The 24322-nt window shown below is 67.1% G+C and carries 26 protein-coding genes; 12 read left to right on the top strand and 14 right to left on the bottom strand.

The genetic code is table 11. From position 1 onward, the window contains the following. Nucleotides 1-5: 5 nt before the first annotated feature. The 3 genes from BN13_RS04055 to BN13_RS04045 all read right to left on the bottom strand — a co-directional run bounded on the left by BN13_RS04055 (nt 6) and on the right by BN13_RS04045 (nt 3359). Complete coding sequence (locus BN13_RS04055; protein ID WP_048544642.1) at nt 6-692, bottom strand: carbonic anhydrase; 687 nt, start codon at nt 690-692, stop codon at nt 6-8. Further along, nucleotides 689-2371 (bottom strand): fumarate hydratase, encoded by a 1683-nt coding sequence (locus tag BN13_RS04050; RefSeq protein WP_048544640.1) that lies wholly within the window; start codon nt 2369-2371, stop codon nt 689-691. Before BN13_RS04050 ends, BN13_RS04055 begins: the two co-directional genes overlap by 4 nt. Before the next feature lie 64 nt (nt 2372-2435). Then, nucleotides 2436-3359: a carbohydrate kinase family protein gene (locus tag BN13_RS04045; protein ID WP_048544638.1), complete on the bottom strand. Its 924-nt coding sequence runs from the start codon at nt 3357-3359 to the stop codon at nt 2436-2438. 129 nt (nt 3360-3488) lie between these two features. On the opposite strand from BN13_RS04045, the gene BN13_RS04040 reads away from it, so the two are divergent. Further along, nucleotides 3489-4067 (top strand): DUF4245 domain-containing protein, encoded by a 579-nt coding sequence (locus BN13_RS04040; RefSeq protein WP_162199915.1) that lies wholly within the window; start codon nt 3489-3491, stop codon nt 4065-4067. A gap of 38 nt (nt 4068-4105) precedes the next feature. Here the strand turns inward: BN13_RS04040 and BN13_RS04035 are convergent, their stop codons facing one another. Together BN13_RS04035 and xseA are read right to left on the bottom strand one after the other, a co-directional pair. Then, on the bottom strand, nt 4106-4375 hold the full coding sequence (locus tag BN13_RS04035; RefSeq protein WP_048544633.1) for an exodeoxyribonuclease VII small subunit: 270 nt from the start codon (nt 4373-4375) through the stop codon (nt 4106-4108). Between the two features lie 51 nt (nt 4376-4426). Then, nucleotides 4427-5668, bottom strand: coding sequence for an exodeoxyribonuclease VII large subunit (gene xseA, locus BN13_RS04030; protein WP_048544631.1), 1242 nt, complete (start codon nt 5666-5668; stop codon nt 4427-4429). A gap of 67 nt (nt 5669-5735) precedes the next feature. Here xseA and BN13_RS04025 point away from each other — a divergent pair, with 67 nt between their 5' ends. Next, nucleotides 5736-6749 (top strand): 4-hydroxy-3-methylbut-2-enyl diphosphate reductase, encoded by a 1014-nt coding sequence (locus tag BN13_RS04025; RefSeq protein WP_048544629.1) that lies wholly within the window; start codon nt 5736-5738, stop codon nt 6747-6749. 188 nt (nt 6750-6937) lie between these two features. Here BN13_RS04025 and BN13_RS04020 read toward each other — a convergent pair whose 3' ends face one another. Further along, nucleotides 6938-8119, bottom strand: a complete 1182-nt coding sequence (locus BN13_RS04020) for a DNA recombination protein RmuC (protein ID WP_235433931.1) — start codon at nt 8117-8119, stop codon at nt 6938-6940. A 271-nt stretch (nt 8120-8390) separates the two neighbouring features. On the opposite strand from BN13_RS04020, the gene BN13_RS04015 reads away from it, so the two are divergent. The 5 genes from BN13_RS04015 to BN13_RS03995 are packed head-to-tail and all read left to right on the top strand — an operon-like array spanning nt 8391 to nt 14050. Next, nucleotides 8391-8912, top strand: coding sequence for an NUDIX domain-containing protein (locus BN13_RS04015; RefSeq protein ID WP_048544624.1), 522 nt, complete (start codon nt 8391-8393; stop codon nt 8910-8912). 43 nt (nt 8913-8955) lie between these two features. Further along, nucleotides 8956-11070 carry an alpha-galactosidase gene (locus BN13_RS04010; protein WP_048544623.1) on the top strand — a complete coding sequence of 705 codons (2115 nt, stop codon included), beginning with the start codon at nt 8956-8958 and terminating at the stop codon, nt 11068-11070. Between the two features lie 34 nt (nt 11071-11104). Next, on the top strand, nt 11105-12187 hold the full coding sequence (gene ychF, locus BN13_RS04005; protein WP_048544622.1) for a redox-regulated ATPase YchF: 1083 nt from the start codon (nt 11105-11107) through the stop codon (nt 12185-12187). Between the two features lie 18 nt (nt 12188-12205). Then, complete coding sequence (locus tag BN13_RS04000; RefSeq protein ID WP_201329041.1) at nt 12206-13123, top strand: DNA-methyltransferase; 918 nt, start codon at nt 12206-12208, stop codon at nt 13121-13123. Nucleotides 13124-13135: 12 nt separating this feature from the next. Beyond that, nucleotides 13136-14050 carry a HindIII family type II restriction endonuclease gene (locus BN13_RS03995; protein ID WP_048544618.1) on the top strand — a complete coding sequence of 305 codons (915 nt, stop codon included), beginning with the start codon at nt 13136-13138 and terminating at the stop codon, nt 14048-14050. Nucleotides 14051-14194: 144 nt separating this feature from the next. Here BN13_RS03995 and BN13_RS19140 read toward each other — a convergent pair whose 3' ends face one another. The 5 genes from BN13_RS19140 to BN13_RS18235 all read right to left on the bottom strand — a co-directional run bounded on the left by BN13_RS19140 (nt 14195) and on the right by BN13_RS18235 (nt 17240). Next, the gene (locus BN13_RS19140) at nt 14195-14563 is read right to left on the bottom strand and encodes a hypothetical protein (protein ID WP_157038419.1); all 369 of its coding nucleotides are present in this window, start codon (nt 14561-14563) and stop codon (nt 14195-14197) included. Continuing rightward, nucleotides 14488-15684, bottom strand: a complete 1197-nt coding sequence (locus BN13_RS03990; RefSeq protein WP_084733549.1) for a tyrosine-type recombinase/integrase — start codon at nt 15682-15684, stop codon at nt 14488-14490. Before BN13_RS03990 ends, BN13_RS19140 begins: the two co-directional genes overlap by 76 nt. Before the next feature lie 58 nt (nt 15685-15742). Then, a complete protein-coding gene (locus BN13_RS03985) occupies nt 15743-16015 on the bottom strand; it encodes a helix-turn-helix transcriptional regulator (RefSeq protein WP_235433930.1) in 273 nt (90 codons plus the stop codon). Between the two features lie 209 nt (nt 16016-16224). Beyond that, nucleotides 16225-16617 carry an MFS transporter gene (locus BN13_RS03980; RefSeq protein WP_235433929.1) on the bottom strand — a complete coding sequence of 131 codons (393 nt, stop codon included), beginning with the start codon at nt 16615-16617 and terminating at the stop codon, nt 16225-16227. Between the two features lie 47 nt (nt 16618-16664). After that, a complete protein-coding gene (locus BN13_RS18235; RefSeq protein WP_053079711.1) occupies nt 16665-17240 on the bottom strand; it encodes a TetR/AcrR family transcriptional regulator in 576 nt (191 codons plus the stop codon). Nucleotides 17241-17305: 65 nt separating this feature from the next. On the opposite strand from BN13_RS18235, the gene BN13_RS03970 reads away from it, so the two are divergent. Beyond that, on the top strand, nt 17306-17863 hold the full coding sequence (locus BN13_RS03970; protein WP_048544612.1) for a hypothetical protein: 558 nt from the start codon (nt 17306-17308) through the stop codon (nt 17861-17863). Nucleotides 17864-17916: 53 nt separating this feature from the next. Beyond that, nucleotides 17917-18282, top strand: coding sequence for a hypothetical protein (locus tag BN13_RS03965; RefSeq protein ID WP_157038418.1), 366 nt, complete (start codon nt 17917-17919; stop codon nt 18280-18282). Between the two features lie 149 nt (nt 18283-18431). Here BN13_RS03965 and BN13_RS03960 read toward each other — a convergent pair whose 3' ends face one another. From BN13_RS03960 to galK, 3 genes are all read right to left on the bottom strand, one after another. Next, the gene (locus BN13_RS03960) at nt 18432-19619 is read right to left on the bottom strand and encodes an aminotransferase-like domain-containing protein (protein WP_048544609.1); all 1188 of its coding nucleotides are present in this window, start codon (nt 19617-19619) and stop codon (nt 18432-18434) included. Further along, entirely contained in the window at nt 19616-20269 is a 654-nt protein-coding gene (locus tag BN13_RS03955; RefSeq protein ID WP_162199914.1) for an RraA family protein, read from the bottom strand. The genes BN13_RS03960 and BN13_RS03955 overlap by 4 nt, the downstream gene beginning before the upstream one ends. Before the next feature lie 78 nt (nt 20270-20347). After that, entirely contained in the window at nt 20348-21505 is a 1158-nt protein-coding gene (galK, locus tag BN13_RS03950; protein WP_048544605.1) for a galactokinase, read from the bottom strand. Between the two features lie 55 nt (nt 21506-21560). Between galK and trpS the strand changes: the two genes are divergently transcribed. Genes trpS through BN13_RS03935 form a run of 3 tightly spaced genes read left to right on the top strand, consistent with a single transcriptional unit; the run spans nt 21561 to nt 24269 of the window. Beyond that, nucleotides 21561-22586, top strand: a complete 1026-nt coding sequence (trpS, locus tag BN13_RS03945; protein WP_048544604.1) for a tryptophan--tRNA ligase — start codon at nt 21561-21563, stop codon at nt 22584-22586. A gap of 24 nt (nt 22587-22610) precedes the next feature. Further along, on the top strand, nt 22611-23126 hold the full coding sequence (locus tag BN13_RS03940; RefSeq protein WP_048544602.1) for a 2'-5' RNA ligase family protein: 516 nt from the start codon (nt 22611-22613) through the stop codon (nt 23124-23126). 3 nt (nt 23127-23129) lie between these two features. Continuing rightward, the gene (locus BN13_RS03935) at nt 23130-24269 is read left to right on the top strand and encodes a YihY/virulence factor BrkB family protein (RefSeq protein ID WP_084733548.1); all 1140 of its coding nucleotides are present in this window, start codon (nt 23130-23132) and stop codon (nt 24267-24269) included. Nucleotides 24270-24322: the final 53 nt, after the last annotated feature.

Below are 24322 nucleotides of genomic sequence, written 5' to 3'. Positions count from 1 at the left end.
GGCAGTTATTCGGCTGGGTCGTCGCGCAGGAGGAGCTCATGGTCGCCGATATCGCCCACCACGTGCACGAGATGCGCTTGGCCGTCCACGAGGTCGTATTCACACCCGACGATGGCCAACCGGCCGGCGTCAACGGCGTTGCGACAGATCGAGGAGCGCTCGTAGAGAAGCGCGCAGGTCAGCCGCGCGTGCTCGCGCTCCACCGCTCGGTCGGTGATCTCCCCGGACTTGCCGACCGCGAAGACGCTGGGCGTGATCCGCTCGACGATGTCGCGAATGTAGCCCGGCGGCATCTCCCCGCTTTGGGCCGACGCAACCGCGGCCCCGACCGCCCCGCACGAGTCATGGGCTAGCACCACGATCAAGGGAGTGCCGAGTTTGAGCACCCCGAACTCGATCGAGCCGAGCACGCTGAAGTCGACGACATGCCCTGCGGTCCGCACCACGAACAGATCGCCGAGACCTTGATCGAAGATGATCTCCGCGGCGACCCGCGAGTCGCCGCACCCGAACAGCACCGCGAACGGTGCCTGCTGGTCGGCGAGGCGGTGGCGGATGTGGACGTCTTGATGGGGGTGGGCGCGCTCGTCCGCCATGAAGCGCGCATTGCCGGCCAGCAGGGCCTGCCAGGCCTGCTCCGGAGTGACCGGGCGGGTGCCCGGCTGGGCGCGGTGGCGAGGGGAAACGGTCATACGAGTCCCGCCCGCTTCCCGATCGAGAAGGCGACGGGTTTGGTGACGGAGGCGAAGAAGTCGTCGCCCTTGTCATCGACCACGATGAAGGCGGGGAAGTCCTCGACCTCGATCTTCCAGACGGCTTCCATCCCGAGCTCGGGATATTCGAGGACCTCGACCGACTTGATGCAGTCCTGCGCGAGCCGGGCGGCCGGCCCGCCGATGGAACCGAGATAGAACCCCCCATGCGTATGGCACGCGTCGGTCACCTGATTGCTCCGGTTGCCCTTGGCGAGCATCACCATGGATCCGCCGGCGGCCTGGAACTGATCGACATACGAGTCCATCCGGCCGGCTGTGGTGGGGCCGAATGATCCGGACGCCATGCCCTCGGGCGTCTTGGCCGGGCCGGCGTAGTAGACGGGGTGGTCCTTGAGGTACTGCGGCATCTCCTCCCCCGCGTCGAGCCGCTCCTTGATCTTGGCGTGCGCGATATCGCGCGCGACCACGAGCGGCCCGGTGAGGGACAGTCGCGTCTTGACCGGGTGCTTGGTCAGCTCGGCGAGGATCTGCTCCATCGGTCGGTTCAAGTCGATCGCCACCACATCGGTGGTGTCGTCGCCCGCCAGGGACTCCGGCGTCTGCTCCGGGAGGAAGTGCGCCGGCTCGGTCTCCAGTTGCTCGATGAAGACGCCGTCTTCGGTGATCTTGCCCAGGCACTGCCGGTCGGCGGAGCAGGAGACGGCGATCGCGACGGGCAGGGACGCGCCGTGGCGGGGGAGGCGCACGACGCGGACGTCGTGGCAGAAGTACTTGCCGCCGAATTGGGCGCCGATGCCGAACTGTCGGGTGAGTTCGAGAACCTTCTCCTCCAATTCGACGTCCCGGAAGCCGTGGGCGCTCATGGACCCGCTGGTGGGAAGGGTGTCGAGGTACTTCGCGCTCGCATACTTTGCCGTCTTCAGGGCGAACTCCGCGCTGGTGCCGCCGATCACGATGGCCAGGTGGTATGGCGGGCACGCGGCTGTTCCGAGCGAGCGCAGCTTCTCATCGAGGAAGGCGAGCAGCTTGTCGGGCGACAGAATTGCCTTGGTTTCTTGGAAGAGGAACGACTTGTTGGCCGAGCCACCGCCTTTGGCCATGAACAGGAACTTGTAGGTCGTCTCGTGCCCGGGTGCGGTATCGGCATACAGCTCGATCTGGGCGGGGAGGTTGGAGCCGGTGTTCTTTTCCTCCCACATCGTCAGCGGCGCCATCTGGCTGTAGCGCAGGTTGAGGGTCGTGTAGGCGTCGAAGACGCCGCGGGCGATCGTGGCCTCATCGGGTCCCGCGGTGAGCACGCGCTGCCCGCGCTTGCCCATGACGATCGCCGTCCCGGTGTCCTGGCACATCGGCAAGACTCCGCCCGCTGAGATGTTGGCGTTCTTCAGCAGGTCGAGCGCGACGAACTTGTCGTTGTTGGAGGCCTCGGGGTCGTCGAGGATCCGGCGTAGCTGGGCCAGGTGGGCCGGGCGCAGGTAGTGCGCGATGTCATGCATCGCCGTCTCGGTCAGCAGTCGCATCGCCTCGTCGGCGACGCGCAGGAAATGGGTGCCGTCCGGCCCCTCGACGACCTCGACTCCCTCGGTCGTCAGGAGGCGGTATGGCGTGTCGTCCGCTCCCGTGGGCAGCAGGTCCGAGTAGATGAAGTCCGCCATGAGGGTCCGTGCTCCTGTTCGTCGGGTTGAGCCCCAGCCTACGACCGCGGACCTGCGGGCTTGGTCAGAGCTCGTCCAGGCTCGGCGCGTAGGCGCCCGCGCGGCTGACGGTGATGGCACCGCAGCGACTCCCGCGAGCGATCGCCGGGGTGACTTGCGCCATCGTCGCGCGGCCTAGGCGATCGCGTGCCTCCGGTCCGCCGAGCAGGCCCGCGTCGAAGAGCCCGGACAACAGGCCGGCCATAAAGGAGTCGCCGGCGCCGACAGTGTCGACGACGCGGGTCGGCGGCGCGGCCAAGGTGACGAACTCGCCGGTGCCAGTGAGCCGGAAGCTCACGCCGTCAGCGGCGCGCGTCGCCACCGTGAGACCCGGTCCAAGATTGCCCCAGCGCGTGAGCACGGCTTCGAGAGAGAGGTCCGGATAGAGCAACTCGATGTCGTCGCTGCTCGCCTTGACGACATCGGAGTAGCCGATGATCGACTCGATTTGGGCCCGAACCTTGTCGAGGTCACCCATGATCGTGGGGCGGACGTTGGGGTCATAAGAGATCGTGGCCTGGGTGCTGCCTCGCTGGAGCGCGGCGACGACGTCGTCGGTCCCAGGCAGCAGAACGGCGCCGATCGAGCCGGTGTGAATGTGGCCGATGTCGCTGGTCAGCTCGATGGTGCCGGGGTCCCAGTTAAGGTCGAAGATGTATGTCGCAGCGCCGGTTTCATCGATATTGGCTAGAGCCGTCGAGGTACGGGTCTCGGTCGGGTCCGTGACGACTTGGACGCCGCGCCGCGTGAGATGGGCGCGGATCCGGTCGCCCCGGGCGTCGTCGCCCAGGCAGGTGGCGAACTTCACGGTGTTGTCCAACCGGGCGACCCCGACGGCCACATTGGCCGGTGACCCACCCACGTGCTCGACCGGGTTCTCGGCATAGCGCTGAACGATGTCGATCAGTGCCTCACCGATGATCAAGAAGCTTGACGACGCGCGTTCCATACCTGCTCCTTATCGGTGGCGCTGTGGGGTGCCGCTGTGGGGCGCCGGACGCCCGCGCCGGCCGCTTGGAGCCTATCGCCGGAGCAGGGAATTGGGGAGGGTGGCCCCATGTGGTGGACGATAGGGGACATGTCGTCGGATGCGCCCCCAGCCACTGCCCCCGCCCCGCGGACGAGCATGTATGCCCGTGGCTCGGCCGCCAACATGGTTCGGTCCTTGCTGGTCATCATCGGGTTCATGGCGGTCTTGTTCTTCGCCGTGGCCCGGGTCAACACCGCGTCGGTGCCGCAGGTGCATATCGATTCGCTGGCCCGGCAGGTGGTCGCGCAGACCTCGTGGCCGATCGCGGTCGGCAAGGATCTGCCCGAGGGTTGGACGCCGAGCGCGGTCCGTTTCTTGCCATCCACGGACAAACTGCGGGTGTGGCATGTCGGCTATCAGACGCCGGATCGGACATATGCCGCGATCGAGCAGACCATGAACGGCACCGCCGACTGGATTCGGGCGCAAACCAATCGCGCTCCGAAGACCGACATGGTGACGATCAACGGGCAGGCGTGGGATGTGTATGTCCGTGACATCAAGACCCAAAACAGCCTGGTGCACGAGCCGGCCAAGCCGGGCGAATTGACGACCATCGTGACGGGGGATGCCACGGTCGCGGATCTGACGATTCTGGCCGAGCACATGGCCCCGTTCAGCGGCTGAGCCTGGATCTGCTGAGGCGTTGATCTGCTGATCCGGGCTCAGTCGGTAGGGGCGTCGGTGACGGCCTGCAGTCGAGACTGCGCCTCGTCGAGCCACGCTTCGCAGCGATCGGCCAGCGCCTCGCCGCGCTGCCACAACGTCATGCTCTCCTCCAACCCGACCCGGCCGCTCTCGAGGCGCGCGACGATCTCGACGAGCTCGTCTCGGGCCTGCTCGTAGCCGAGGTCGGCGATGCCGGCGTTGATCGACGCGGCCGGGGGAGCAGCGTCGGGGACATCGGGGGTCGGGGTGTCAGCCTTCTTGGGCACGTCATCCTCCAGCGGGAAGTGTCAACGCGGGCAGTGTGGGTAGTCGGGTTGTCACGAGTCGGCCGCCCGCACCGCGAAATCACCCTGGGCGACACGCACTCGAAGCAAGTCACCGACAGCGATCCCTTTTCGAGTCGTCACCGCGGACCCGTCGGGCTTGGTGACGATGGCGTATCCACGGTTGAGCGTCGCCTGGGGGGACAACAGTCGAGCGGTGGTCCGCAGGCGCTCGGTGTTCTCGCGCCCCCGCTCGATGGTCCGGGTGGCCCCGGCCCGACTGCGCGCCCGCAGCGACTCGAGCTGGTCCCGTTGAGTGCGGACGTATGCCGTGCGGTCCGCGAGCACCGGCCGTCGCGTCAGGTCGTCCAGTCGGCGGCGTTCGGTTGCCACCAGGGTGGTCAGGTGCCGGCGGAGGCGTTGGCGTGACCCCGTGACGCCGGCGCGTTCGAGGGCCGCGTCCGGGACGATGAGCGCGGCCGCATCCGTCGGGGTGGAGGCCCGCCGATCCGCCACATGATCGAGCAACGGGGTGTCGACGTCGTGTCCGATCGCGCTGACGATCGGGGTCCGCGCCGCGGCGACGGCCCGCAGGAGAGCCTCATTGCTGAACGGCAACAGGTCCTCGACGGAACCGCCTCCCCGAGCGATGACGATGACCTCCACGTGGGTGAGTCCATCGAGGTCGGCGAGGGCGCGGCATACATCTGCGACGGCGGTAGTGCCCTGGACGGCGACGGCCCGGATCTCGAAACGCGCTCCCGGCCAACGGCGCCGCGCATTCTCGACGACATCCTTCTCCGCGGCGCTGCCCCGGCCGCTGATGAGGCCGATGGTGTGCGGGAGGAAGGGGAGGGCGCGCTTGCGATCGGCGTCAAAGAGGCCCTCTGATCGCAGGGTCGCTTTGAGGTATTCGATGCGGGCGAGGAGTTCGCCGACGCCGACGGGGCGGATCTGGCGGGCATCGAGCATCAGGCTGCCGCGTTGGGGCCAGAATTGCGGCTTCGCCTGTAGGACGACGCGCTCACCCTGGGTCAACGGACGCGGCATCGCGCTCAGGGCATTGACGGAGATCGCGACCGAGAGGGACATATCGATATCGGGATCGCGCAGAGTGAGATAGGCCGTTTTGGCGCCGGGGCGTTGGGTCAGTTGGACGACCTGGCCCTCGACCCACAACACCGACATCTTGTCGATGTAGTCGGCCATCTTCATGCTCAACAGCCGCACCGGCCACGGCGACTCCGCAGACGTGTCGACGGCGCGTTCCGGCAACGGAGGCGGCGAGGTCGACACAAATGGGAAGCGTAGGCGGTCGGTCGGACAACCGGGGCCGTCCAGACAGCGCGCCTAAACTGCAGGTATGTCCGAGATGCCCAAGCGAGTCCTGCTGGCTGCGCCCCGAGGTTATTGCGCGGGGGTCGATCGCGCCGTGGTGACCGTCGAAAAGGCCCTGGAGCTGTATGGCCCGCCCGTTTATGTCCGCAAGCAGATCGTGCACAACAAGCATGTCGTGACTACGTTGGAGAAGCGTGGCGCGATCTTCGTCGACGAGACCGAGCAGGTGCCCGCGGGCGCCACGGTGGTCTTCTCGGCGCACGGCGTGGCGCCAGTGGTGCACGAAGAAGCGCGCTCGCTGAAGCTCAAGACGATCGATGCGACCTGCCCGCTGGTGACGAAGGTGCACCGCGAGGCCGTGCGGTTCGCCAATGACGACTACGACATCCTGCTGATCGGGCACGAGGGCCACGAGGAGGTCGTGGGGACATCCGGCGAGGCGCCGGAGCACATCACGTTGGTCGACGGCCCGGATGACGTGGCCAATGTGACCGTGCGCGACCCCGAGAAGGTGGTCTGGCTCTCCCAAACCACGCTCTCGGTCGACGAGACAATGGAGACGGTCCGCCGGCTGCGCGAGCGCTTCCCGTCGCTGCAGGACCCGCCGAGTGACGACATCTGCTACGCCACCCAGAACCGCCAGCTGGCCGTGAAGCAGATGGCGTCCGAGTGCGACCTGATGATCGTCGTCGGGTCGCGGAACTCCTCCAACTCCGTGCGCCTGGTGGAGGTCGCGTTGGAACACGGTTCGCGCGGCGGCCACCTCGTGGACTACGCGGAGGAGATCGACGAGGCGTGGTTGGACGGCGTGCGCACCGTCGGCGTCACGTCTGGGGCATCCGTGCCGGAGGTGCTGGTCCGCGGTGTCCTGGACTTCCTCGCCGAGCGTGGGTATGCCGATGTCCGACCCGTCGTGGCTGCCGAGGAGTCGTTGACCTTCTCGCTCCCCAACGAGATCCGCCGTGACCTCAAGGCGGCGGGCATGCCGGACAAGATGACCCACGACGGGTCCTTCGCGTCCACGAGTTCGCTGCACTAGCGGCCGCGCCCCGGGGAGGCACCCCGGCGCGGCCGCGTACGAACCCCGGCGCGGCCGGGTACGCCCGTGGGGGCAGGAGTTTCGTCGCTGCGCTCGCTCGTGCCTCGCTCGTCTCCGCTCCTCGACTGCCCCCACCGGGCGCACCCCGCCGCGACGGGGCCACCTCCGCTCCGCTTGCGTGCGCGGGCTTAGCCGGTGTGTGCTTGGGCATCACCTGATTCGGGGTTGCGGATGTCGAAGAGCAGTTGGGCGCGCGCGTCTTGCTGGGTGGCGGCGTCGATCAATTCCTGGGCCGTGAGGGGCCTGGGGCCGGTGTCCACGGGGGCGAGGGAGGGCAGCTCGTCGGTCAACAGGCCGAGGTGCTGCATCCGCCGGGCGGTCACGAGGACGCGAGACTCCAAAGCCCCGACCATGGCGTTGTAAGCCTCGACGGAACTGGTCAGGCTGCGGCCTAGCTTGGCGGTGTGGCCGCCGAGGGTGGCGAGGCGACGGTACAGCTCTGAGCCCACGTCCAGCAGTTCGCTTGCGGAGGTCGCGACGGAATCCTGCTGCCACGTGAAGGCGACGGTCCGAAGCAAGGCGAGCAATGACGCTGGCCCGACCAGGGCCACTCGGCGCCCCAGGGCATGCTCGTGCAGGCCGGGCTGCGCGGCCAGCGCGGCGGCGAGCATGGCGTCGCTCGGGACGAAGCAGACGACGAACTCGGGACTCGCGGTGAACGCGGACCAGTAGTCCTTCGCGGCAAGCGCCTCGATGTGACGGCGCAGGCCGGCGGCATGCTGACCGAGCAGCGCGGCGCGCTCGTCGTCACCGAGGTCCTCGGCTTGGGCGTCGAGGAAGGCGCTCATCGGCGCCTTGGCGTCGATGACCAGTACCTTCTCGCCGGGCAGACGCACGACGACATCAGGCCGGACCCCCTGGCCGTGGCGCGAGGTGGCTGTCACCTGCTCGTCGAGATCGCAGCGCGGCAACATTCCAGACACCTCCAGAACACGCCGCAATTGCACCTCCCCCCAGGCCCCGCGCACCGTGCTGGACCGCAGTGAGCCGGCCAGCGAGGCCGTGGCCCGCCCGAGATCCTGCGTCTCGCCCTCGACGCGCGCGAGCACCGCACGCAGAGACCCGAACTGCTCCACCCGGTCCCGCTCCAGGGTCCCGACCTGGCGCTCAACGCGACCGAGGGTGTCGCGCAGTGGCAACAGCAGGGCCGCGGTTTCGGAATCCTCGCTGAGCGAGGCCTCCAGGTCGCCCACCCGGGCGCGCAGGAGATCACGCTCGGTAACGAGGGAAGCCGAGCGCGCGGCATACCGCCCCCACATCAGCGCGGCGGCGAATGCCGTGCCGATCACGAGTCCCAGCAGACCTGCCATCCATGCGTCCATAGCTCGCACCATTCCATGTGCCACCGACAGTGATGATGGAACAACCCCTCTTGCGCGCTCACCTCACCCCTTGTCGTTCACGTCACCCCTTGGGGCGGGTGACGTGGTCGGAAAGGTATGACGTGGTTGAAAAGGGGTGACGTGGACGGGCGGGCGGGACTGGGGCAAGCAGGTGCGAGGTGGGGCCTGTCGGCACGCGCCGGTAGCCTCGCGCCCATGCCCGAGTCGATCGAGAGTTACCGCGCGCGATGGGTCGCCGATGCCTGAGCCTCCCTCCTTCGCCGACGACGCCGCGCGCCGGAATTTCATCGAGACTCTCAACGCCCGCCTCCCCACCAAGCGTGTCATCGCGCAGGGGATGCTGCGCAACGAGAACGACGAGATCCTGCTTTGCCAACTCACCTACAAGAAGGAGTGGGACCTGCCCGGCGGCGTCGTCGACAAATTCGAGTCGCCGGCGGCGTGTCTGCGCCGGGAGATAGCGGAGGAGCTCGGGACGGACGTCCGTGTCGGAGAGTTGGTCACCTCCACGTGGCTCCCGCCGTACCGCGGCTGGGACGACGCCGTTCTCTTCCTCTTCGACCTTGGGCGGGTTCCCGCGGACTGGGTAGCCGGGCTGACCCTCCAACCGCGCGAGATCGTCGCCGTGCACTGGGTTGGTCTCGCCGAGCTCGACACCCACATCGCGCCGTATGCCGCGCGCCTCCTCCGCGCGGCCCTCACCCCCGTCCCGTGCGCCTATCTGGAGGACGGCCTGCCGCCTGTCTGCCCCGGCGACTAGCGTTGAGTGTGACCGTCCGACAACTCGATGGAGAGTGCACCCCGTGACCCTGATCCACCTGCGTAGCGAAACCACCTCCTTCGTCGCGGTCACGGATGGTGATGCGCTACCGGTTGTCCTCCACTGGGGTCCGCGGCTGCCTGACGGCCTCTCCGAGGCGGAGTTGGTCGCGGCGACGACACCGGTGGTTCCGCACTCCCACCCTGACGTTCCACTCGTGCGTCGCCTGCTGCCGATGCCGGTCGACGGCTGGCGGATGCGCCCGGCCCTGATCGGCTCGGCCCCCGATGGCACGCGCTTTGCCCCGCGCTTCACGGCCGCTTCGGTGACCTCGGACGAGTCCTCGCTGGTCGTCGATGCAATGGATGCGGAGACCGGCCTGCAGATCGAGGCGACCTACCGTCTGCACCCCGACGGCCTCCTCGAGATGGCCGCGGAGATCCGCAATCTCGGCGCGGGTGACTTCCGGATCGATGCGTGCGAGCTCAGCGTGCCGCTACCGATGGACGCCATCGAGGTGCTCGACCTCAGTGGCCGGTGGTGCCGCGAGCGCTCGCCGCAGCGCCTGACCATACCGATGGGTGCGTGGATGCGCGAGGGCCGCACGGGCCGGACGGAGCACAGCGGCCCGCTGGCGCTGTGCGTCGGCGATCCCGGATTCGGGTTCCGTCATGGCCGGGTCTGGGCCGTGCACCACGCCTGGTCCGGCGACTCCCGGGTGTATGCCGAGCGCAACCCCGAGGGCAAGGCACAGCTAGGTGCCGGGGAGTTGATCGGGCCGTCGGAGGTGGTCCTCGGCGAAGGCGAGGTCTACCGCGCACCAACGGTTTTCGCGGCATACAGCGACCGCGGTCTGGACGGGATCAGCGCGGCCTTCCACGGGTATGTCCGCTCGCGCCCCTCCCACCCGTCCACCCCCCGGCCGGTGCTCCTCAACACCTGGGAGGCGGTCTATTTCGACCATCGACTCGATGTGCTCACCGATCTCGCCGACAAGGCAGCGGCCGCCGGGATGGAGCGTTTCGTCCTCGACGACGGCTGGTTCGGCTCCCGTCGCCACGATGGCCAGGGACTCGGCGACTGGGTCGTCTCGGATGAGATGTGGCCGGACGGACTCAACCCGATCATCGACCATGTGCGTTCTCTCGGAATGGAATTCGGCATCTGGGTCGAGCCGGAGATGGCCAACCCCAAGTCCGACTTGCTGCGCGATCACCCCGACTGGATGCTGCGAGTCCCGGGCCGCGACCCCGTGCTCGCCCGCCGTCAACAGGTCATCGACCTGGCCAATCCCGAGTGCTTCGCCCACATCCTCGAGCGGATGGATGCGCTGTTGCGCGACCACGACATCGCCTTCGTCAAGTGGGACCACAACCGCAGCCTCGTCGACGTCTCGCACGATGGCCAGCCGGCCATCCGGGCCGTGACGCTGGCCGTTTATGAACTCATGGACGAGTTGCGTCGCCGCCACCCCGGTGTCGACATCGAGACCTGCGCCTCCGGCGGCGGCCGCGTCGACCTCGGGATTCTCGAGCGCACCGATCGCCTCTGGGCATCCGACACCATCGACGCGATGGAGCGCCAGCACATCAACCTCTGGACTTCGCTTGTCGTCCCGCCGGAGCTGATCGGTTCGCATATCGGGGGCCCGCACTCGCATACGACCGGCCGGCACAATTCGTTCGCGCTCCGCGCCGCGAGCGCGGTCTTCTGGCACATGGGCGTGGAGTGGAATGTCGCCACGCTCAACGACCAGGAACTCACCATGCTGCGCACGGCGATCGATTGGCACAAGGCGCACCGCGAGCTGCTGCACACCGGCGAGGTCGTCCGCGTCGACACACCCACCCGCAATGCCGTGGTGCACGGAGTCGTCGCCAAGGACGGCTCGGAGGCGGTCTTCTCGATGGCCCAGCTCGACACCGAGGTCGTCGAGGTCTCCGGCTGCCTGCGGCTGGCGGGCCTCGACCCGGAGGCGACTTACGCCGTGAGCCCGGTCAACCTCGGCGAGATTCCGAGCTGTCAGCAGATGAACTTCCCCGACTGGTTCGATGCCCCCGGCACCCAGATCAGCGGCGCGGTTCTGATGTCAGTGGGCTTGTCGATGCCGAATCTGCATCCCGAGCAGGCCTTGTTGGTGCATCTGCAGCGCGTATGAGGGGTGCCCGCCAGGCCACTAAACTTCTGTCCTCGTGGCTCTCACCATCGGAATCGTCGGACTGCCCAATGTCGGCAAGTCCACCCTCTTCAACGCCCTAACCAAGAACAATGTGCTCGCCGCGAACTACCCGTTCGCGACCATCGAGCCCAATGTCGGGGTGGTTCCCCTGCCGGACTCGCGGCTGACCCGCCTCGCGGAGATCTTCGGCAGCGAGCGCATCCTGCCGGCGACGGTCTCCTTCGTCGACATTGCGGGCATCGTCAAGGGCGCGTCCGAGGGGGAGGGGCTGGGCAACAAGTTCCTCGCCAATATCCGCGAGGCCGACGCGATCTGCCAGGTCGTGCGGGCCTTTGCCGATGACGATGTCGTGCACGTCGACGGCAAGGTCTCGCCCAAGGACGACATCGAGGTTATCGAGACCGAGCTGATCCTCGCCGACCTGCAGACCCTGGAGAAGGCCGTCCCGCGCCTCGACAAGGAGGTCAAGGGCAAGAAGGCCGACAAGGCGGTCCTCGACACGGCCCTCGCGGCCCAGAAGGTCCTCGAGGAGGGGAGCACGTTGTATGCCGCGGGCGCCGCCGCCGGTGTCGACCCCGACCTCGCCCGCTCGCTCGGGCTGCTGACGACTAAGCCCTTCATCTATGTCTTCAACCTGGATGAAGATCAGCTTGCGGATGCCGGATTGCAGGCGTCCCTGCGGGAACTCGTCGCGCCCGCCGACGCAGTCTTCCTCAACGCGAAGTTGGAGATGGACCTGATGGAGATGTCCGAGGACGAGGCGTTGGAGTTGTTGCAGAGCTTCGGCGCCGAGGAGTCCGGTCTGAATCAGTTGGCCCGCACCGGCTTTCACACGCTTGGCCTGCAGACCTATCTCACCGCCGGCCCCAAGGAATCACGCGCCTGGACCATCCGCCAGGGCTGGACGGCCCCGCAGGCGGCGGGCGTTATCCACACCGACTTCCAAAAGGGCTTCATCAAGGCCGAGGTGGTCTCCTTCGCCGACCTGGACACCTTGGGCTCGATGGCCTCCGTCAAGTCAGCCGGCAAGGCCCGCCTGGAAGGCAAGGACTACGTCATGCAAGACGGCGACGTCGTGGAGTTCCGCCACAGTTAGCGGTGTGGAGAACACCAGATGAGTTCTGAAATGCAGTTTGATCGGCTTTACCACGCCGACTGCTTGGCGCGGCTCGGCGACCTCCCTGCTGAGTCGGTCCATGCCTTGATCACGGACATTCCCTACGGCATTGGTGCCGAGGACTGGGACGTCCTGCACGCCAACACGAACAGTGCATATCTGGGGGCTTCGCCTGCCCAGGCGAAGGCCAACGGGGCGTTCAAGCGTCGCGGCAAGCCGCTGAATGGATGGTCAGCTGCCGACCGCGAGATCGGTAAGGAGTACGAGACCTGGTGCGCCGAGTGGCTGCAACTGGCCTATCCCGCGCTGAAGCCTGGGGCGAGTGTGCTGCTGTTTGCTGGTCGCCGGTTCTCGCACCGGCTGATGGTGGCGCTGGAAGATTCCGGCTACACAATCAAAGACCAGATTGCGTGGATCAAGCCTCAGGCGCTGCATAGGGCGCAGAGGTTGTCCGTCGTGTACGAGAAGCGTGCAGACGAAGCCAGTGCTGAAGAGTGGCAGGGGTGGCGGCTCGGGAATCTTCGGCCACGATTCGAGCCGATTATTTGGGCGACCAAGCCCTATAAGATCGGCACAACCATCGCTGATAACGTTCTCCGGTATGGCGTAGGGGCGTACAACCCTGATGCGCTGGAACGATTCAGCCGTGACTCGGCGAACATCTTCGAGGTCGGTATGCACCGGAATGAGGCCAAGGTCCACCCGACGCAGAAGCCGCTGGCATTGATGTCTGCGCTTGTGGAATTGGTCACGAAGGAAGAGCAGGTTGTTCTTGACCCGTTCGCTGGCAGTGCAACGACGCTGGTAGCTGCGAAGGCCGTAGGGCGACGCTTTATTGGGTTCGAGAGGGAACGGGCCTACTACGAGGCGGCGACCGAGCGGCTGAATGCGACCGACCCGGCGCGGCTCTTCTAGATTGGGTGAAGAATGGCACTTGAGGTATCTCCGAAGCAGATTGACACCAGGGATCGCTGGGTAGCCACCCTGGCTGAATCGGCGTCCTCGTTTGCAGCCACGAGTCGACGCACATTTGAGGTACTTAGGCGTGAAGTCGACGTTGAGGGGTACGAGCAACTCCTGAGTCACCTACGCTTCTGCGGGGTTATACCGGAGCGGTACCGCCACGACTCGACTGAAGAGAAGGCGTATTCCAAGTACACGGATTCTGTGATCGCCGAGGCACTTACGTTCATTGGCCTCAATGCCGTGGTGCTGGATGGCCGTGCTGACATGGCCGATGTTGAGGCTGCTGCTGCGGACTATGACCTTGTTGCCGATGCGAAGGCGTTCAGGCTGACACGTACGGCCAAGAACCAGAAAGACTTCAAGGTGGCCGCGATGGACCGCTGGCGGTACTCGAAAGAGTTTGCCGTCGTGGTCGCGCCGATCGATCAACTGCCCACCCGAAACAGCCAGATCTACCTGGATGCATCGTCCAGGAATGTATGCGTGCTCTCTTATTCGCACCTTGCCGCGGTGGTGCAGTCGAAGGTGACGATTGGCGAAGAGTTCGCCGTGAACCTTTTGCGTGGGCTGCTTGCCGAGCCTGGCTTAATGAACCCGTCAAAGGACGCGCAAGCCTACTGGCGTTCACTCAATCGCGTGTTGCTTGGAAGTGCCAGCGAAATGCGCGACATCTGGAAGGTGGAAAAGGAAGCTAACATCGCGGCTGTTGGCGTGCTAAAGACCGAGGGACTCAATTACTACTCCGAGGAGCGCACCAGCATTTTGCGGCTTTCTCATCAGGAGGCCCTTGATCGACTGCTGGACAGCTATAAGATCGACGACAAGATTGCAGCAATTAGGCGATTCGCTGGTAACGGCTTGCTCGACATCGACTAACCGGGCCTGCGCCGGTGGCACCGTTGCCCTGCCGCCTGGGTGAACCGGCGCGGCAACCGTACCCGGCAAAGCGGGAGCCCCTAGCGCCCAGTAAGAGGGCTGCCGTTTGGGGTTATCCGTTGATGTGACGCTGCTCCGCGATGATTACTCCTTCGGCGGTGGCAACCGTGTTGCCCTTCTTGGACTTGGCAGCCGGGGCAGGCTTGGTGTCGGCCTTGGAGGCGCGCTTGGGCGCGTTGACAGTCCAGCCGGTGGGCAGGTTGCCGACTTGCCGATAGCGCGCTCGGTGAGGGCTTCCAGATCGCCGGCCTCGATGGACTCAACGAGCGCCTGGTAGGCCAGCGCGCGGATGCCCTTGAGTCGGGCACGCTGCACGGTGACGCCGAACGTGTCAACGACCTGCTGGATGGCGGCTTCGATGGCGGGCAGCGCCTCGTCTAACGCGGCAGCTTCCACGGTCTCAACGGGCTTCGGGGTCTTGACGATGCGCTTGGCGGGGGTCTTGGTGGCCATGATGTGGAATCTTTCAGGTGTGGAACTGATTCGAACGTTTGCTCGGTACTTGAACCATGCATCACCGTCCCGAGGGCATCCAAGAACATCCGGTCCTCGGCGGTCGCCCAGAGATGGGCGTACGTGTTGAGAGTCGTGGTCGCCTTCGAGTGACCGAGCGAGCGCTGGACGGTCACGACGTCGCACCCGGCGGCGATGAGGCCGGAGGCGTAGAAGTGCCGCAGGTCGTGGAGCTTGATGCCGGACAGTTCGGCGTCGTGCAGTGTCTTGCGCCACCAGTAGCCGACGGTGTTCTGGTGCGGCGGGCCGTCGCCGTCCCCGGCGAAGAGCCAACGATCATTACCGGTGGTTCCGTGGGAGGCGACGTGCTTGGCGAGGACGGTGACGAGGCTGTCGGCGAGGTAGACGACGCGCTCTGACCCGTACTTCGGCGCCCGCACGTCGATCGCCCCGCCGTTCACCCGCTGCACCTGGCGGGAGACCTTGAGTGACTTGCGGAGGAAGTCGACGTCGCCGAGTTGGACGCCGGCGGCCTCGCCCAGCCGGAGGCCGGCGAACGCGCAGAGGGCGACGAACGGCTGGAACCGTTCGTCGGCGACGGCCATGAGCTGCCCCACGTCGTCAGGCGTGGGGATCGACATGGCCACGTCCGCGCGGCGACCGCGGGGAAGGCGTACTCCGTCGGTCGGGTCGGCGCCGATCACCCGGTCCTTGACCGCGGCGCGGAACACCGACCTGACGTTGACGTACCGGGTCTTGATGGTGCCGGGAGCGAGCCCGGCGGCGTCCATCTGCTTGATCCAGGTCTCGACGTCCGAGCGCCGGACCTGTTTCATGGGCTTCCCGGCGAACGGCACGGATCTGGCCGCGAGTGACATCGCGAGCACGGTGCCGGGTGCCCAGACCTGACGGGCCGCCCACTCGCCGAAGAACGCCGCGAACGTGATCCGGCCGGCCTGCGGATCCGCGTATGTTCCGGTGACGACGGCCGAGGTGACCGAGTCGAGCCACTGGTGGGCGTCGATCTTGCGGTCGAAGTGTCGCGAGTGCTCCTTCCCTGACTCGTCGCGATACGGCGCCAGCCACTTGCCGTTGGCTCGCTTGGCGATGTTCCCCGCCATGGTGCTGCTCCTTCCGCGATCGCTCCATCGTCTCTCCGAGATCTGACGGCGGGCAGTCTCAGCGGTGGTTCTGTGGACTGTTGGTCTGCTCGCTGAGCCAGAGGATGAGGTCGGCGCGCCAGTAACGGACGTGGCGGCCGAGCTTGAAGCTGCGCGGCCCGGACCCGAGGTGGCGCGAGTAGCGCAGAGTGCCCTCAGGCACCCGGAGAAAGGCACAGGGCTCCTGGAGGGTGAGCATCTCGTCGCCGGCGTTCTGTGGGCGACGAGTGGGGTGGTGTTGTGCGGTCAACGTGGCGCTCCTGGTGATGGGTGACAGTGAGCGTCGGCTCACGCCGGTCATCGTGGAAGGACGTTGTCCCCGACTTCGTACCCGCCCGGAGCTCGGTGGGGAGTCGGCGGCGGCCTGGCCGGCCTTCTGCTCGACCGTTCGCTCCCGACGCTAGTCGGGGTGGTCGCGGTCAGCCAGGTCGCCGCCGCGTGGCTCCTGCATACTGCCATCCGCTTGGCACGCGTCGCTGACCACGAGGGGTGCGGTGCTCGTCAGCGCGCCGTAGGCGTCGTGCGCCGGTTCCCCGCGCGCTCGGCGAGGATCATCAGCGCCGCGAACGCAAGACCGGCCGCCCCGAGGTGCGGTGCGACGGCAAGCAAGGGAACGCAGATCGCGGTGAGGCCGTAGCCGACGATCGTGAAAGACCAGTGCCCGCCGCGACGATCCGCCATCGGCCCCGTAGCCAGCCGGAGCACGAGAGCCATGGCCTCACCCGCTCCGGTGACCAGCCCAACGACGAATGCGCTCGCCCCGAGCGAGGCGAGCAACGGCCCATACATCGAGCGGGCGCCCTCATAGGCCATGTCCGCGAGCAGGCTGACGATGCCGAACGACAGCACCACGCGCCACGGCGTCCAGCGCGCGCTTGACGACTCACGGACCACGGCCCTGAGAGTAGTTCTGCCGAGTGTGCCGGCTCGAGCGGGCGACCCTACGCTTTGGAAAGGCTGAGCACGTACTGGCGAAGCGTGTTGGTTGCCGCTCTCGGCGACATTCCGTGCAGTAGGTGAAGTGCCAGCCCATCGAGGAGGGCGTGCAGGTGACGGGTTGCCCGCGCTCGTTCGCTCCGCGGCGCGCTGGGGCTCAACGACGCGACCACGCTGGCGCAGAGGCGTTCAATCCCGGCGTCGATCCGCTGATGCGCCGCGCGCAACGCAGGATCACTTAGCGCGGCGATGCCGAGCACGACATACACCTTCATCTCGACCCGTCGCTGATCGTCTAGCGGCATCGTCTCGCCTAGCTGGGCCATCGCCATGGCTACGGCATCTGGTCGGGGTCGGAGGGCTCGGATCCGCGCTTCTGCCCGAGTGCCCATGAGTGTGAGGCAGGCGACGAGCAAGTCACTCTGGCTGGGGAAAGCCCGCCGGAGCGAAGCGGTGGCCAGATCGGCCTCGGCCGCGACATTGCGCACCGACACCGCCGCTGCGCCATCTCGGACCATGACGCGCCAGGCCGCTTCAACAATGGCTTCTTCGCGGGCTTGGTGATCGATCAACTTGGGCACGCACTCATTCTAGTACGACTGTGTTAAATTGTTGTGAATACGGTCGTACTCACAAGGAGAAGATCATGATCATCACCGTCATCGTCTTCTGCGAGATCGCGTTCTGGGTCGCCATCGTCTCGGGGCTCGTCCTTCGCTACCTCGCTCGTATGCCGCGCGCCGGCCTCCTCGTCTTGGCTCTCGTCCCGCTGATCGACTTGGTTCTGCTGATCGCCACCGCGGTCAACCTCCGATCAGGAGAGAGCGCAACCGTCGCCCACAGCCTGGCGGCGTTCTATCTCGGTTTCTCGATCGCCTACGGGCACAGGCTGATCCGATGGGCAGATATCCGCTTTGCGCACCGGTATGCCGACGGTCCCCGCCCCGAGAAGCCACACGGCGCGGCATACGCGCGCCTGTGCTGGGCCGACGTGGGTCGGACCGCGGTCGCGGTGGCCATCGCGTCGGGGATCACGTGGCTCCTGGTGGCGTGGATCGCCGACCCTGCCCGGACCGCTGCCCTGGAAACGACCTACCGCTGGTCAGGACTGGTCCTGGCCATCGAGATTGCGTGGGCCGTTAGCTACACGCTGTCCCCGCGCAAGCCACAAGTGGCGTATGACGGCTCGCCATCGGCGCGATAGCTTGGGCGGGCCTGGCCCTGGAGCGCGGCCTCGCGGAGCGGGTGGTCTTCCAGGTGGGTGACGCGCGTGCTATCTCCGCGGGGGAGGTCGATGCGCTCATCGTCGTCGGGGCGAGCCAGATCTGGGGCCAACCGGTCGAGGACGCGCAACCCCTCGACTACACCGCGGCACTAACGGCGATGCGGGCGATGCTGAAACCGGGCGACCGCGTTGTCTATGGGGAGGCGATCTGGTCCGCCCCGCCAACGCCTGAGGCGATCGCCCCGTTGGCCGGCCGTGTCGACGAATACCTATCTCTCGCAGCGCTAGTCGAGCTGGTCGAAGGCCACGGCTTCCTCCTCGCCGACTTCGGGGAAGCCAGCCTGGGGAGTGGGACGAGTTCGAGTCGGGCTTCGCTGCGCGCCTGGTCGACGAACTGACGACGCTGCCACTCGATGACCCGCGCCGCCCGGAGGTCGCCGAGGCCTTGCGGGGGCAGCGCGCGGCATACCTGCGTGGTTATCGAGGCATTCTCGGCTTCGCCTGGCTCTGCCTCATCGCCTGCTGACCGCTTGGCTGGCGGCGAGGCTCAGCCCAGCGCCTCGCGGAGCAGGTCACCCATGGCGCGCACGCCGGTGACCAAGCGGTCGTCGGGCACCCCCGAGTAGCTCAGCCGGGCGTGATTCGGCCGCTGCCCCACGGCAAAAAATGCGGCGCCCGGCACTAGGAGGACGCCGGCGCGGGGGATGAGGTGGTCGCGCTGGAAGGCGGCGGAATCAAAACCGTCCGGGAATGTCACCCAGGTGAAGAGGCCGCCATCCGGTCGTGTCCACGTCACCCCGTCGGGCATGGCTTCCGACAGCATCGCGAGCATCAGGTCACGCTTGCGGCGGTATGCCGGCAGCATCCCCGCGATGTGGGCATCGATGTCGTGGGCGTCGAGATAGGCCGAGGCGGCGCGCATGTTGAGAGTGCCGTTCTGGGTGTCGGCGGCGAGCTTGAGCAGGGCCAACTTTTCCCGGATTTCGGGCGTCGCGAGCACCCAGCCGAGCCGCAGACCGGGGGCGAGGATCTTCGAGAAGCTGCCGAGGTGGATCACGCGACCGGTGGTGTCGAAGTTCTTGATCGTCGGCAATCGCGTTCCCTCATAACGCAATTCGCGGTATGGCGTGTCCTCCAGAATTGTGACGTCGAACGCCTCCGCGAGTTCGACGAGCCGTCGCCGGCGCTCGAGGCTGAGGGTGCGACCGGTGGGGTTCTGGAAGTCCGGGACCGTGTAGATCAGCTTGACCTGCGGCGTCGTCCGCAGAATCTCCGCAAGCGCATCCACGTCCAGGCCGTCCTCGTCCATCGGGACGCTGGCGTAGGCCGGCTCGCAGGGGTTGAACGCGATCAAGGCCCCAATGAACGTCGGGTCCTCCGTGACGATGACTTCGCCTCGATCGACGAAGAGCTTCGCCACCAAATCAAGACCCTGCTGCCCGCCCTGGGTGATGAGGATGTCGTCGGGACCACACGGCATACCGTCGCGCGTGAGGCGCTCGGCGACCTGCGCGCGCAGCCGGGGCAGCCCGTCGGAGGCGGTGTATTGCAGCGTCTGCGCATTCGCCGGTGTCAGCAGGTCGGCATAGATCGCGCGCAACTCAGCCATCGGGAACAGGCTCGCGTCCGGATAGCCGCCGCCGAACGAGATGATCTCGGGATTGGTTGCGAGAGAGAGGAACTCCCGGATCGGCGACGGCTGGACCAGCGCGGCCCGGGCGGCGAACGCGGTCATGCCAGACTCAACGAGCTGGGGCGGCCGGCCGTCCGCGATGCCAGGTGCTCGTCCCAGTTCATGTGCTCGAAGATCGACTGCCCACCAGCGATGGCGCGCTGCAAGCCCTCCTCGCGGGACTGGATTTCCTCAGCCTTGTCGATCGCGGCCGCCATCGCCTCGGCGGACCCGCAGACGATGCCGTCGTCGTCACCCATCAGTAGATCCCCGGGTTCCACGCGCGCTCCAGCAAGGTCGAGCGGGACAGCGATCTGCGGAACGGCCTGTGCGGCATACGCATTCGGGGCGAAGCCGGTGCAATAGATCGGCAGATCCAGCGTCGCAAGGATGGCGCTGTCGCGGCACCGGCCGAAGACGACGAAGGCCGCGAGCCCGCGCCGCTGCGCCTCGGTGCTGAACAGTTCGCCCGCCACCGCCCGGTCGTCGCCCCCGGCATCAATCACCAGAACATCGCCTGGCTCGGCGGCCGCCAATCCCGCAATCGCGCCCATGAGGTCGCGCTCGGCCCGCACAGTGACCGCGCGTCCCGCAAACTTCCGCCCCGGCACGACCGGACGCAGGCTTGTCGGGAGGACGACAAGCGAGGGCCCTGCGTCGGCGATGCTTGTCGAGGATACGGCAGACAGGCGGTCGATCAGGGTGCGCTCCATGACGACACGATAGGAGTCGCGGTCGCCCATCGTCGCCTGATTCCGCTTGATGGCGCCCGGCCACGCCCGAGCCCGGGGCTATACCACTTCGCTGCGGGCCCCGGCCGCCGCCGACGTCGAGAAGATATCTGGCGCGCCGAATCCGTTGTGCGCGAAGCGAGCCCGGACAGCGTCAGCCACCGCGTCCAACCGGTCACCAGGCACCAGTGCGATCGCCGAGCCGCCGAAGCCGCCACCCGTCATCCGGGCACCCAGCGCGCCCGCCGCCAGCGCCGACTCGACGGCCGCATCGAGTTCGGCACACGACACTTCGAAGTCGTCGCGCAGTGACTCGTGGCTCGCCACGAAGAGCCGCCCCACCTCGGCCAGCGCGCCCGCGCGCAACGCATCCGCCGTCAACGTGACCCGGTCGATCTCGGTCACCACGTGCCGCACACGCCGGCGCATGACCTCATCCGGCAACTGCGCCAGCGCGTCGTCCAACCCGGCAATGCCGACCTCGCGCAGCGTCTCGACCCCCAACAACGCCGCGGCCTCCTCGCAGGCGGCGCGGCGTGCGCCATATTGCCCGTCGACCAGCGCGTGGTGAGCCTTCGTGTCGATCACGAGCACCCGCACATCCGCCTCGGTCAGAGCCAAGGGAACGTGCGTCGTCGCCCCGGAGCGGCAGTCCAGCAGTAGGGCGTGCCCCTGGGCGCAGAGTAAGGACGCGGACTGATCCATCCCCCCGGTAGGCGCGCCGGCGATCTCGTTCTCGGCGCGCCGACACGCGGCCACCAGCTGCGCCCGTCCCTCGGGAGACTCCATCAGCCCAAGATCAAACAACGCGCTGTATGCCGCGGCGACCGCACATTCCAGCGCCGCCGACGACGACAACCCGGCTCCCAAGGGCACCTGGCCATCGATAACCAGGTCAAGCCCGCCCACCGCGAATCCCGCCTGCTCCAGCGCCCACGGAACCCCCATGACATAGGCCGCCCAGCCGGAGACCCGCCCCGGGCCGACATCATCCAGCGAGATCTCAACACCCTCGCTCGCCTGCAAACTCCGCACGCGCACAACGCGATCCGCCCGGGGGGAGGCCGCGGCATACGTCCGGTAATCGAGGGCGATGGGCAGGGCCAAGCCACCGTTGTAGTCGGTGTGTTCACCAATGAGGTTGACGCGCCCCGGCGCGGACCACACCCCGCCCGGCTCGTAGCCGAAGGCCTGGCGGAAAGCAGTGCGCGCATTCATACGCGGCAGCCTAATCGGGTGGGGTTCGCCTCGATCCGGCTGGCAGAATGAGGCCATGCCCACCGAGCCCACTGACACTTCCGCGCGCCCGAAGCGCATCTTCTCGGGGATGCAGCCGACGTCGAGTTCGCTGCACCTCGGCAACTACCTCGGCGCGCTCGTCAACTGGGTCAAACTGCAAGACGACTACGACGCCTACTACGGCGTCGTCGATTTGCACGCCCTCACCGTGACCACCGACCCGAGCGTGCTGCGTGACCGCACCCGCATCACCGCAGCCCAGTTCCTCGCCGGCGGCGTCGACCCCACGCGCTCGACCCTGGTGCTGCAGAGCTACGTCCCCGAGCACACCGAACTCGCCTGGATCCTCGCCTGCCAGACGGCGATGGGGGAGGCGAGCCGGATGACGCAATTCAAGGACAAGACGGCCAAGGGTCAAACGGCGAACGTCGGCCTCTTCACCTATCCCATCCTGATGGCCGCCGACATCCTGCTGTATGACGCGGACCTCGTCCCCGTCGGCGAGGACCAGCGCCAGCACCTGGAACTCACCCGCGACCTCGCCGAGCGGATGAACTCCCGTTTTGGGCGGCTGTTGACCGTCCCCGAGCCCTACATCGTCCAGGGCAGCGCCAAGGTCATGGATCTGCAGGACCCGACGTCCAAGATGTCGAAGTCGCTCTCCTCGGACAATGGTCTGATCGACCTGCTCGATGACCCCAGGCGGATCGTCAAGAAGATCAAGTCCGCGGTCACCGACACCGAGCGCGAGATTCGCTATGACGTGGAGGCAAAGCCGGGCGTCTCCAACCTCCTCGTCATTCATTCGACCCTCTCCGGCACCCCGGTCGCCGACCTGGAGCGGCAGTTCGAGGGCAAGGGGTATGGCGATCTGAAGGGCGAAGTGGCCGAGGTTGTGGTCGCCGCGATCGAGCCCTTCCAAGCCCGCTTCAATGAGCTTCTAGCCGACCCGGCCGAACTCGACCGCATCCTCGTGGAGGGCTCGGCCAAGGCCGGCGAGGTGGCTGCCGCGACGCTGGCCCGCGTCCGCGAGGGCATCGGCCTATTGCCACGCGCCTGACCTGGGCGGGTAACCTCCTTCCCCATGCCCACCATCGGTGTCGCCGTCGCGATCCCCGAGCCCTATGCGAGCTTCCTGCAGGAGCGTCGCGAGGCCTTCGGTGATCCACTCGCGTACGCGATTCCGCCGCACGTGACCCTGCTTCCGCCGACGGCGGTCGCGGGGGACGACTTGGCCGAGGTGGAGGCGCACCTCGCGGCGGTGGCGGCGCGGCATACGCCATTTGAGATCGTGTTGGAGTCGACCGGGACGTTCCGCCCGGTCTCCCCGGTGGTCTTCGTCCAACTGACCGAGGGCGTCGCCGAGTGCGAGGCGCTGGAGTCGGAGATTCGCACCGGTCCGGTGGCGCGGGAACTCGACTTCGACTACCACCCGCACGTGACGATCGCCCACAACATCTCCGAGGAGGAGTTGGACGCCGCCTTCGTCGATCTCGACGATTTCTCGGTCTCTTTCGCGGTACCCGCGATCCATCTGTACCACCATGGTGAGGACGACGTCTGGCGGCCGGTGAAGGCCTTCGACCTGCGAGGGAGCTAACTCTTGGACCGGCTGAAAGTGTTGTGGGCGCGCTTCCAACGCAGCGACATCTGGCGAGCGTGGAAGCGGTATGGCGATGCCCGCGGCGGCCTGCTCGCCGGCGGCGTCACTTACTTTGCGTTCTTCTCCCTGTTCCCGGCGATCGCGCTCGGGTTCACGATCTTCGGTCTCGTGCTGCGGGACCAGCCCGACCTCCTCGCCGAGGTGCAGTCGGCCATCGAGAAGCAGTTGCCCGGTTTCGTCAAGACGGACGCCAACCCCGACGGACTCATCCCTCTCACCATCCCGACCGGCACGACCTTGAGCCTGACGGCCGCCGTCGGTGTGGCGGGTCTGCTCTGGGCCGGCCTGGGGTGGCTGAGCGCTCTGCGTGACGGGATCCGCGCGATCTTCGGCGTGCAGGGTGCCCCGGGCAACTTTGTGATGAGCAAGCTGCGCGACCTCGCTGTCCTGGCCACCCTTGGCCTCGGCGTCGTGCTAGCGGCGATGACCAATGCAGTCACCAGCGCCGTCGCGGGCGCCGTGGCGGATTGGATCGGCCTGGGCGATCAGCCGTGGGTCATCACGATCGCCGGGCTGCTCGTGTCCTTCGTGGCCAACGGCCTCCTGGTGGCGCTGATGCTGCGCATCCTCTCGGGCGTGGAACTGCCCTGGATCGCGACTCGCAATGGCGCGCTCTTCGGCGGTGTCGCGCTGACCTTTTTGCAGACGTTTGGCTCCCGGCTGATCGCGGGCACGATGGACAACAAGTTGTTCGCCTCCATCGCGCTAGTCGTCGGGCTCCTCGCCTTCTTGAACTTCATCGCTCGCGCCATGTTGCTCTCGGCCGCCTGGGCGGCCAACGACATCGACGCCATCAACGACGCGCTCGTCTCGACCAGCGCCGGCGAGGAGGCGAAGCTCCAGGAGGGACCCGCGACCCGCGAAGCTGCGGCCGCCGAATGGACAGATCGGGCTCCCTCGCGACTCCCGCAGGATGCGGCCGCTCGCGCCGCGCTCGGCTTGCCGACCTTGGATCAGCGGGCCGCCGATCGGGCCAGCATCGCCTCGGGCGCGGTGCTGGGGGCGGCAGCCACCGCCCTCGCCGGGCTCGCCGCCGCAGCCGTCCGCCCCCGCCGTCGCCGTCGTATGCCGCGCGGCTGACCCGGGCTCGCGCCCCGGACCGGGTGGCTCCTCCCGTGTCCGGCGGGATACGG

This window comes from Nostocoides jenkinsii Ben 74 (genome assembly GCF_001046875.1).
Taxonomy (GTDB): Bacteria; Actinomycetota; Actinomycetes; order Actinomycetales; family Dermatophilaceae; genus Nostocoides_A; species Nostocoides_A jenkinsii.
This window is presented reverse-complemented; position numbering and strand designations above follow the sequence as displayed.

Excerpts from the sequence above, each read along its gene's own strand:
- BN13_RS04055 (WP_048544642.1), bottom strand. The coding sequence starts at position 692 with ATGACCGTTTCCCCTCGCCACCGCGCCCAGCCGGGCACCCGCCCGGTC.
- BN13_RS04050 (WP_048544640.1), bottom strand. The coding sequence starts at position 2,371 with ATGGCGGACTTCATCTACTCGGACCTGCTGCCCACGGGAGCGGACGAC.
- BN13_RS04045 (WP_048544638.1), bottom strand. The coding sequence starts at position 3,359 with ATGGAACGCGCGTCGTCAAGCTTCTTGATCATCGGTGAGGCACTGATC.
- BN13_RS04040 (WP_162199915.1), top strand. The coding sequence starts at position 3,489 with ATGTCGTCGGATGCGCCCCCAGCCACTGCCCCCGCCCCGCGGACGAGC.
- BN13_RS04025 (WP_048544629.1), top strand. The coding sequence starts at position 5,736 with ATGTCCGAGATGCCCAAGCGAGTCCTGCTGGCTGCGCCCCGAGGTTAT.
- BN13_RS04020 (WP_235433931.1), bottom strand. The coding sequence starts at position 8,119 with ATGGCAGGTCTGCTGGGACTCGTGATCGGCACGGCATTCGCCGCCGCG.
- BN13_RS04015 (WP_048544624.1), top strand. The coding sequence starts at position 8,391 with ATGCCTGAGCCTCCCTCCTTCGCCGACGACGCCGCGCGCCGGAATTTC.
- BN13_RS04000 (WP_201329041.1), top strand. The coding sequence starts at position 12,206 with ATGAGTTCTGAAATGCAGTTTGATCGGCTTTACCACGCCGACTGCTTG.
- BN13_RS03995 (WP_048544618.1), top strand. The coding sequence starts at position 13,136 with ATGGCACTTGAGGTATCTCCGAAGCAGATTGACACCAGGGATCGCTGG.
- BN13_RS19140 (WP_157038419.1), bottom strand. The coding sequence starts at position 14,563 with ATGGCCACCAAGACCCCCGCCAAGCGCATCGTCAAGACCCCGAAGCCC.
- BN13_RS03990 (WP_084733549.1), bottom strand. The coding sequence starts at position 15,684 with ATGGCGGGGAACATCGCCAAGCGAGCCAACGGCAAGTGGCTGGCGCCG.
- BN13_RS03970 (WP_048544612.1), top strand. The coding sequence starts at position 17,306 with ATGATCATCACCGTCATCGTCTTCTGCGAGATCGCGTTCTGGGTCGCC.
- BN13_RS03960 (WP_048544609.1), bottom strand. The coding sequence starts at position 19,619 with ATGACCGCGTTCGCCGCCCGGGCCGCGCTGGTCCAGCCGTCGCCGATC.
- BN13_RS03955 (WP_162199914.1), bottom strand. The coding sequence starts at position 20,269 with ATGGAGCGCACCCTGATCGACCGCCTGTCTGCCGTATCCTCGACAAGC.
- galK (WP_048544605.1), bottom strand. The coding sequence starts at position 21,505 with ATGAATGCGCGCACTGCTTTCCGCCAGGCCTTCGGCTACGAGCCGGGC.
- trpS (WP_048544604.1), top strand. The coding sequence starts at position 21,561 with ATGCCCACCGAGCCCACTGACACTTCCGCGCGCCCGAAGCGCATCTTC.
- BN13_RS03940 (WP_048544602.1), top strand. The coding sequence starts at position 22,611 with ATGCCCACCATCGGTGTCGCCGTCGCGATCCCCGAGCCCTATGCGAGC.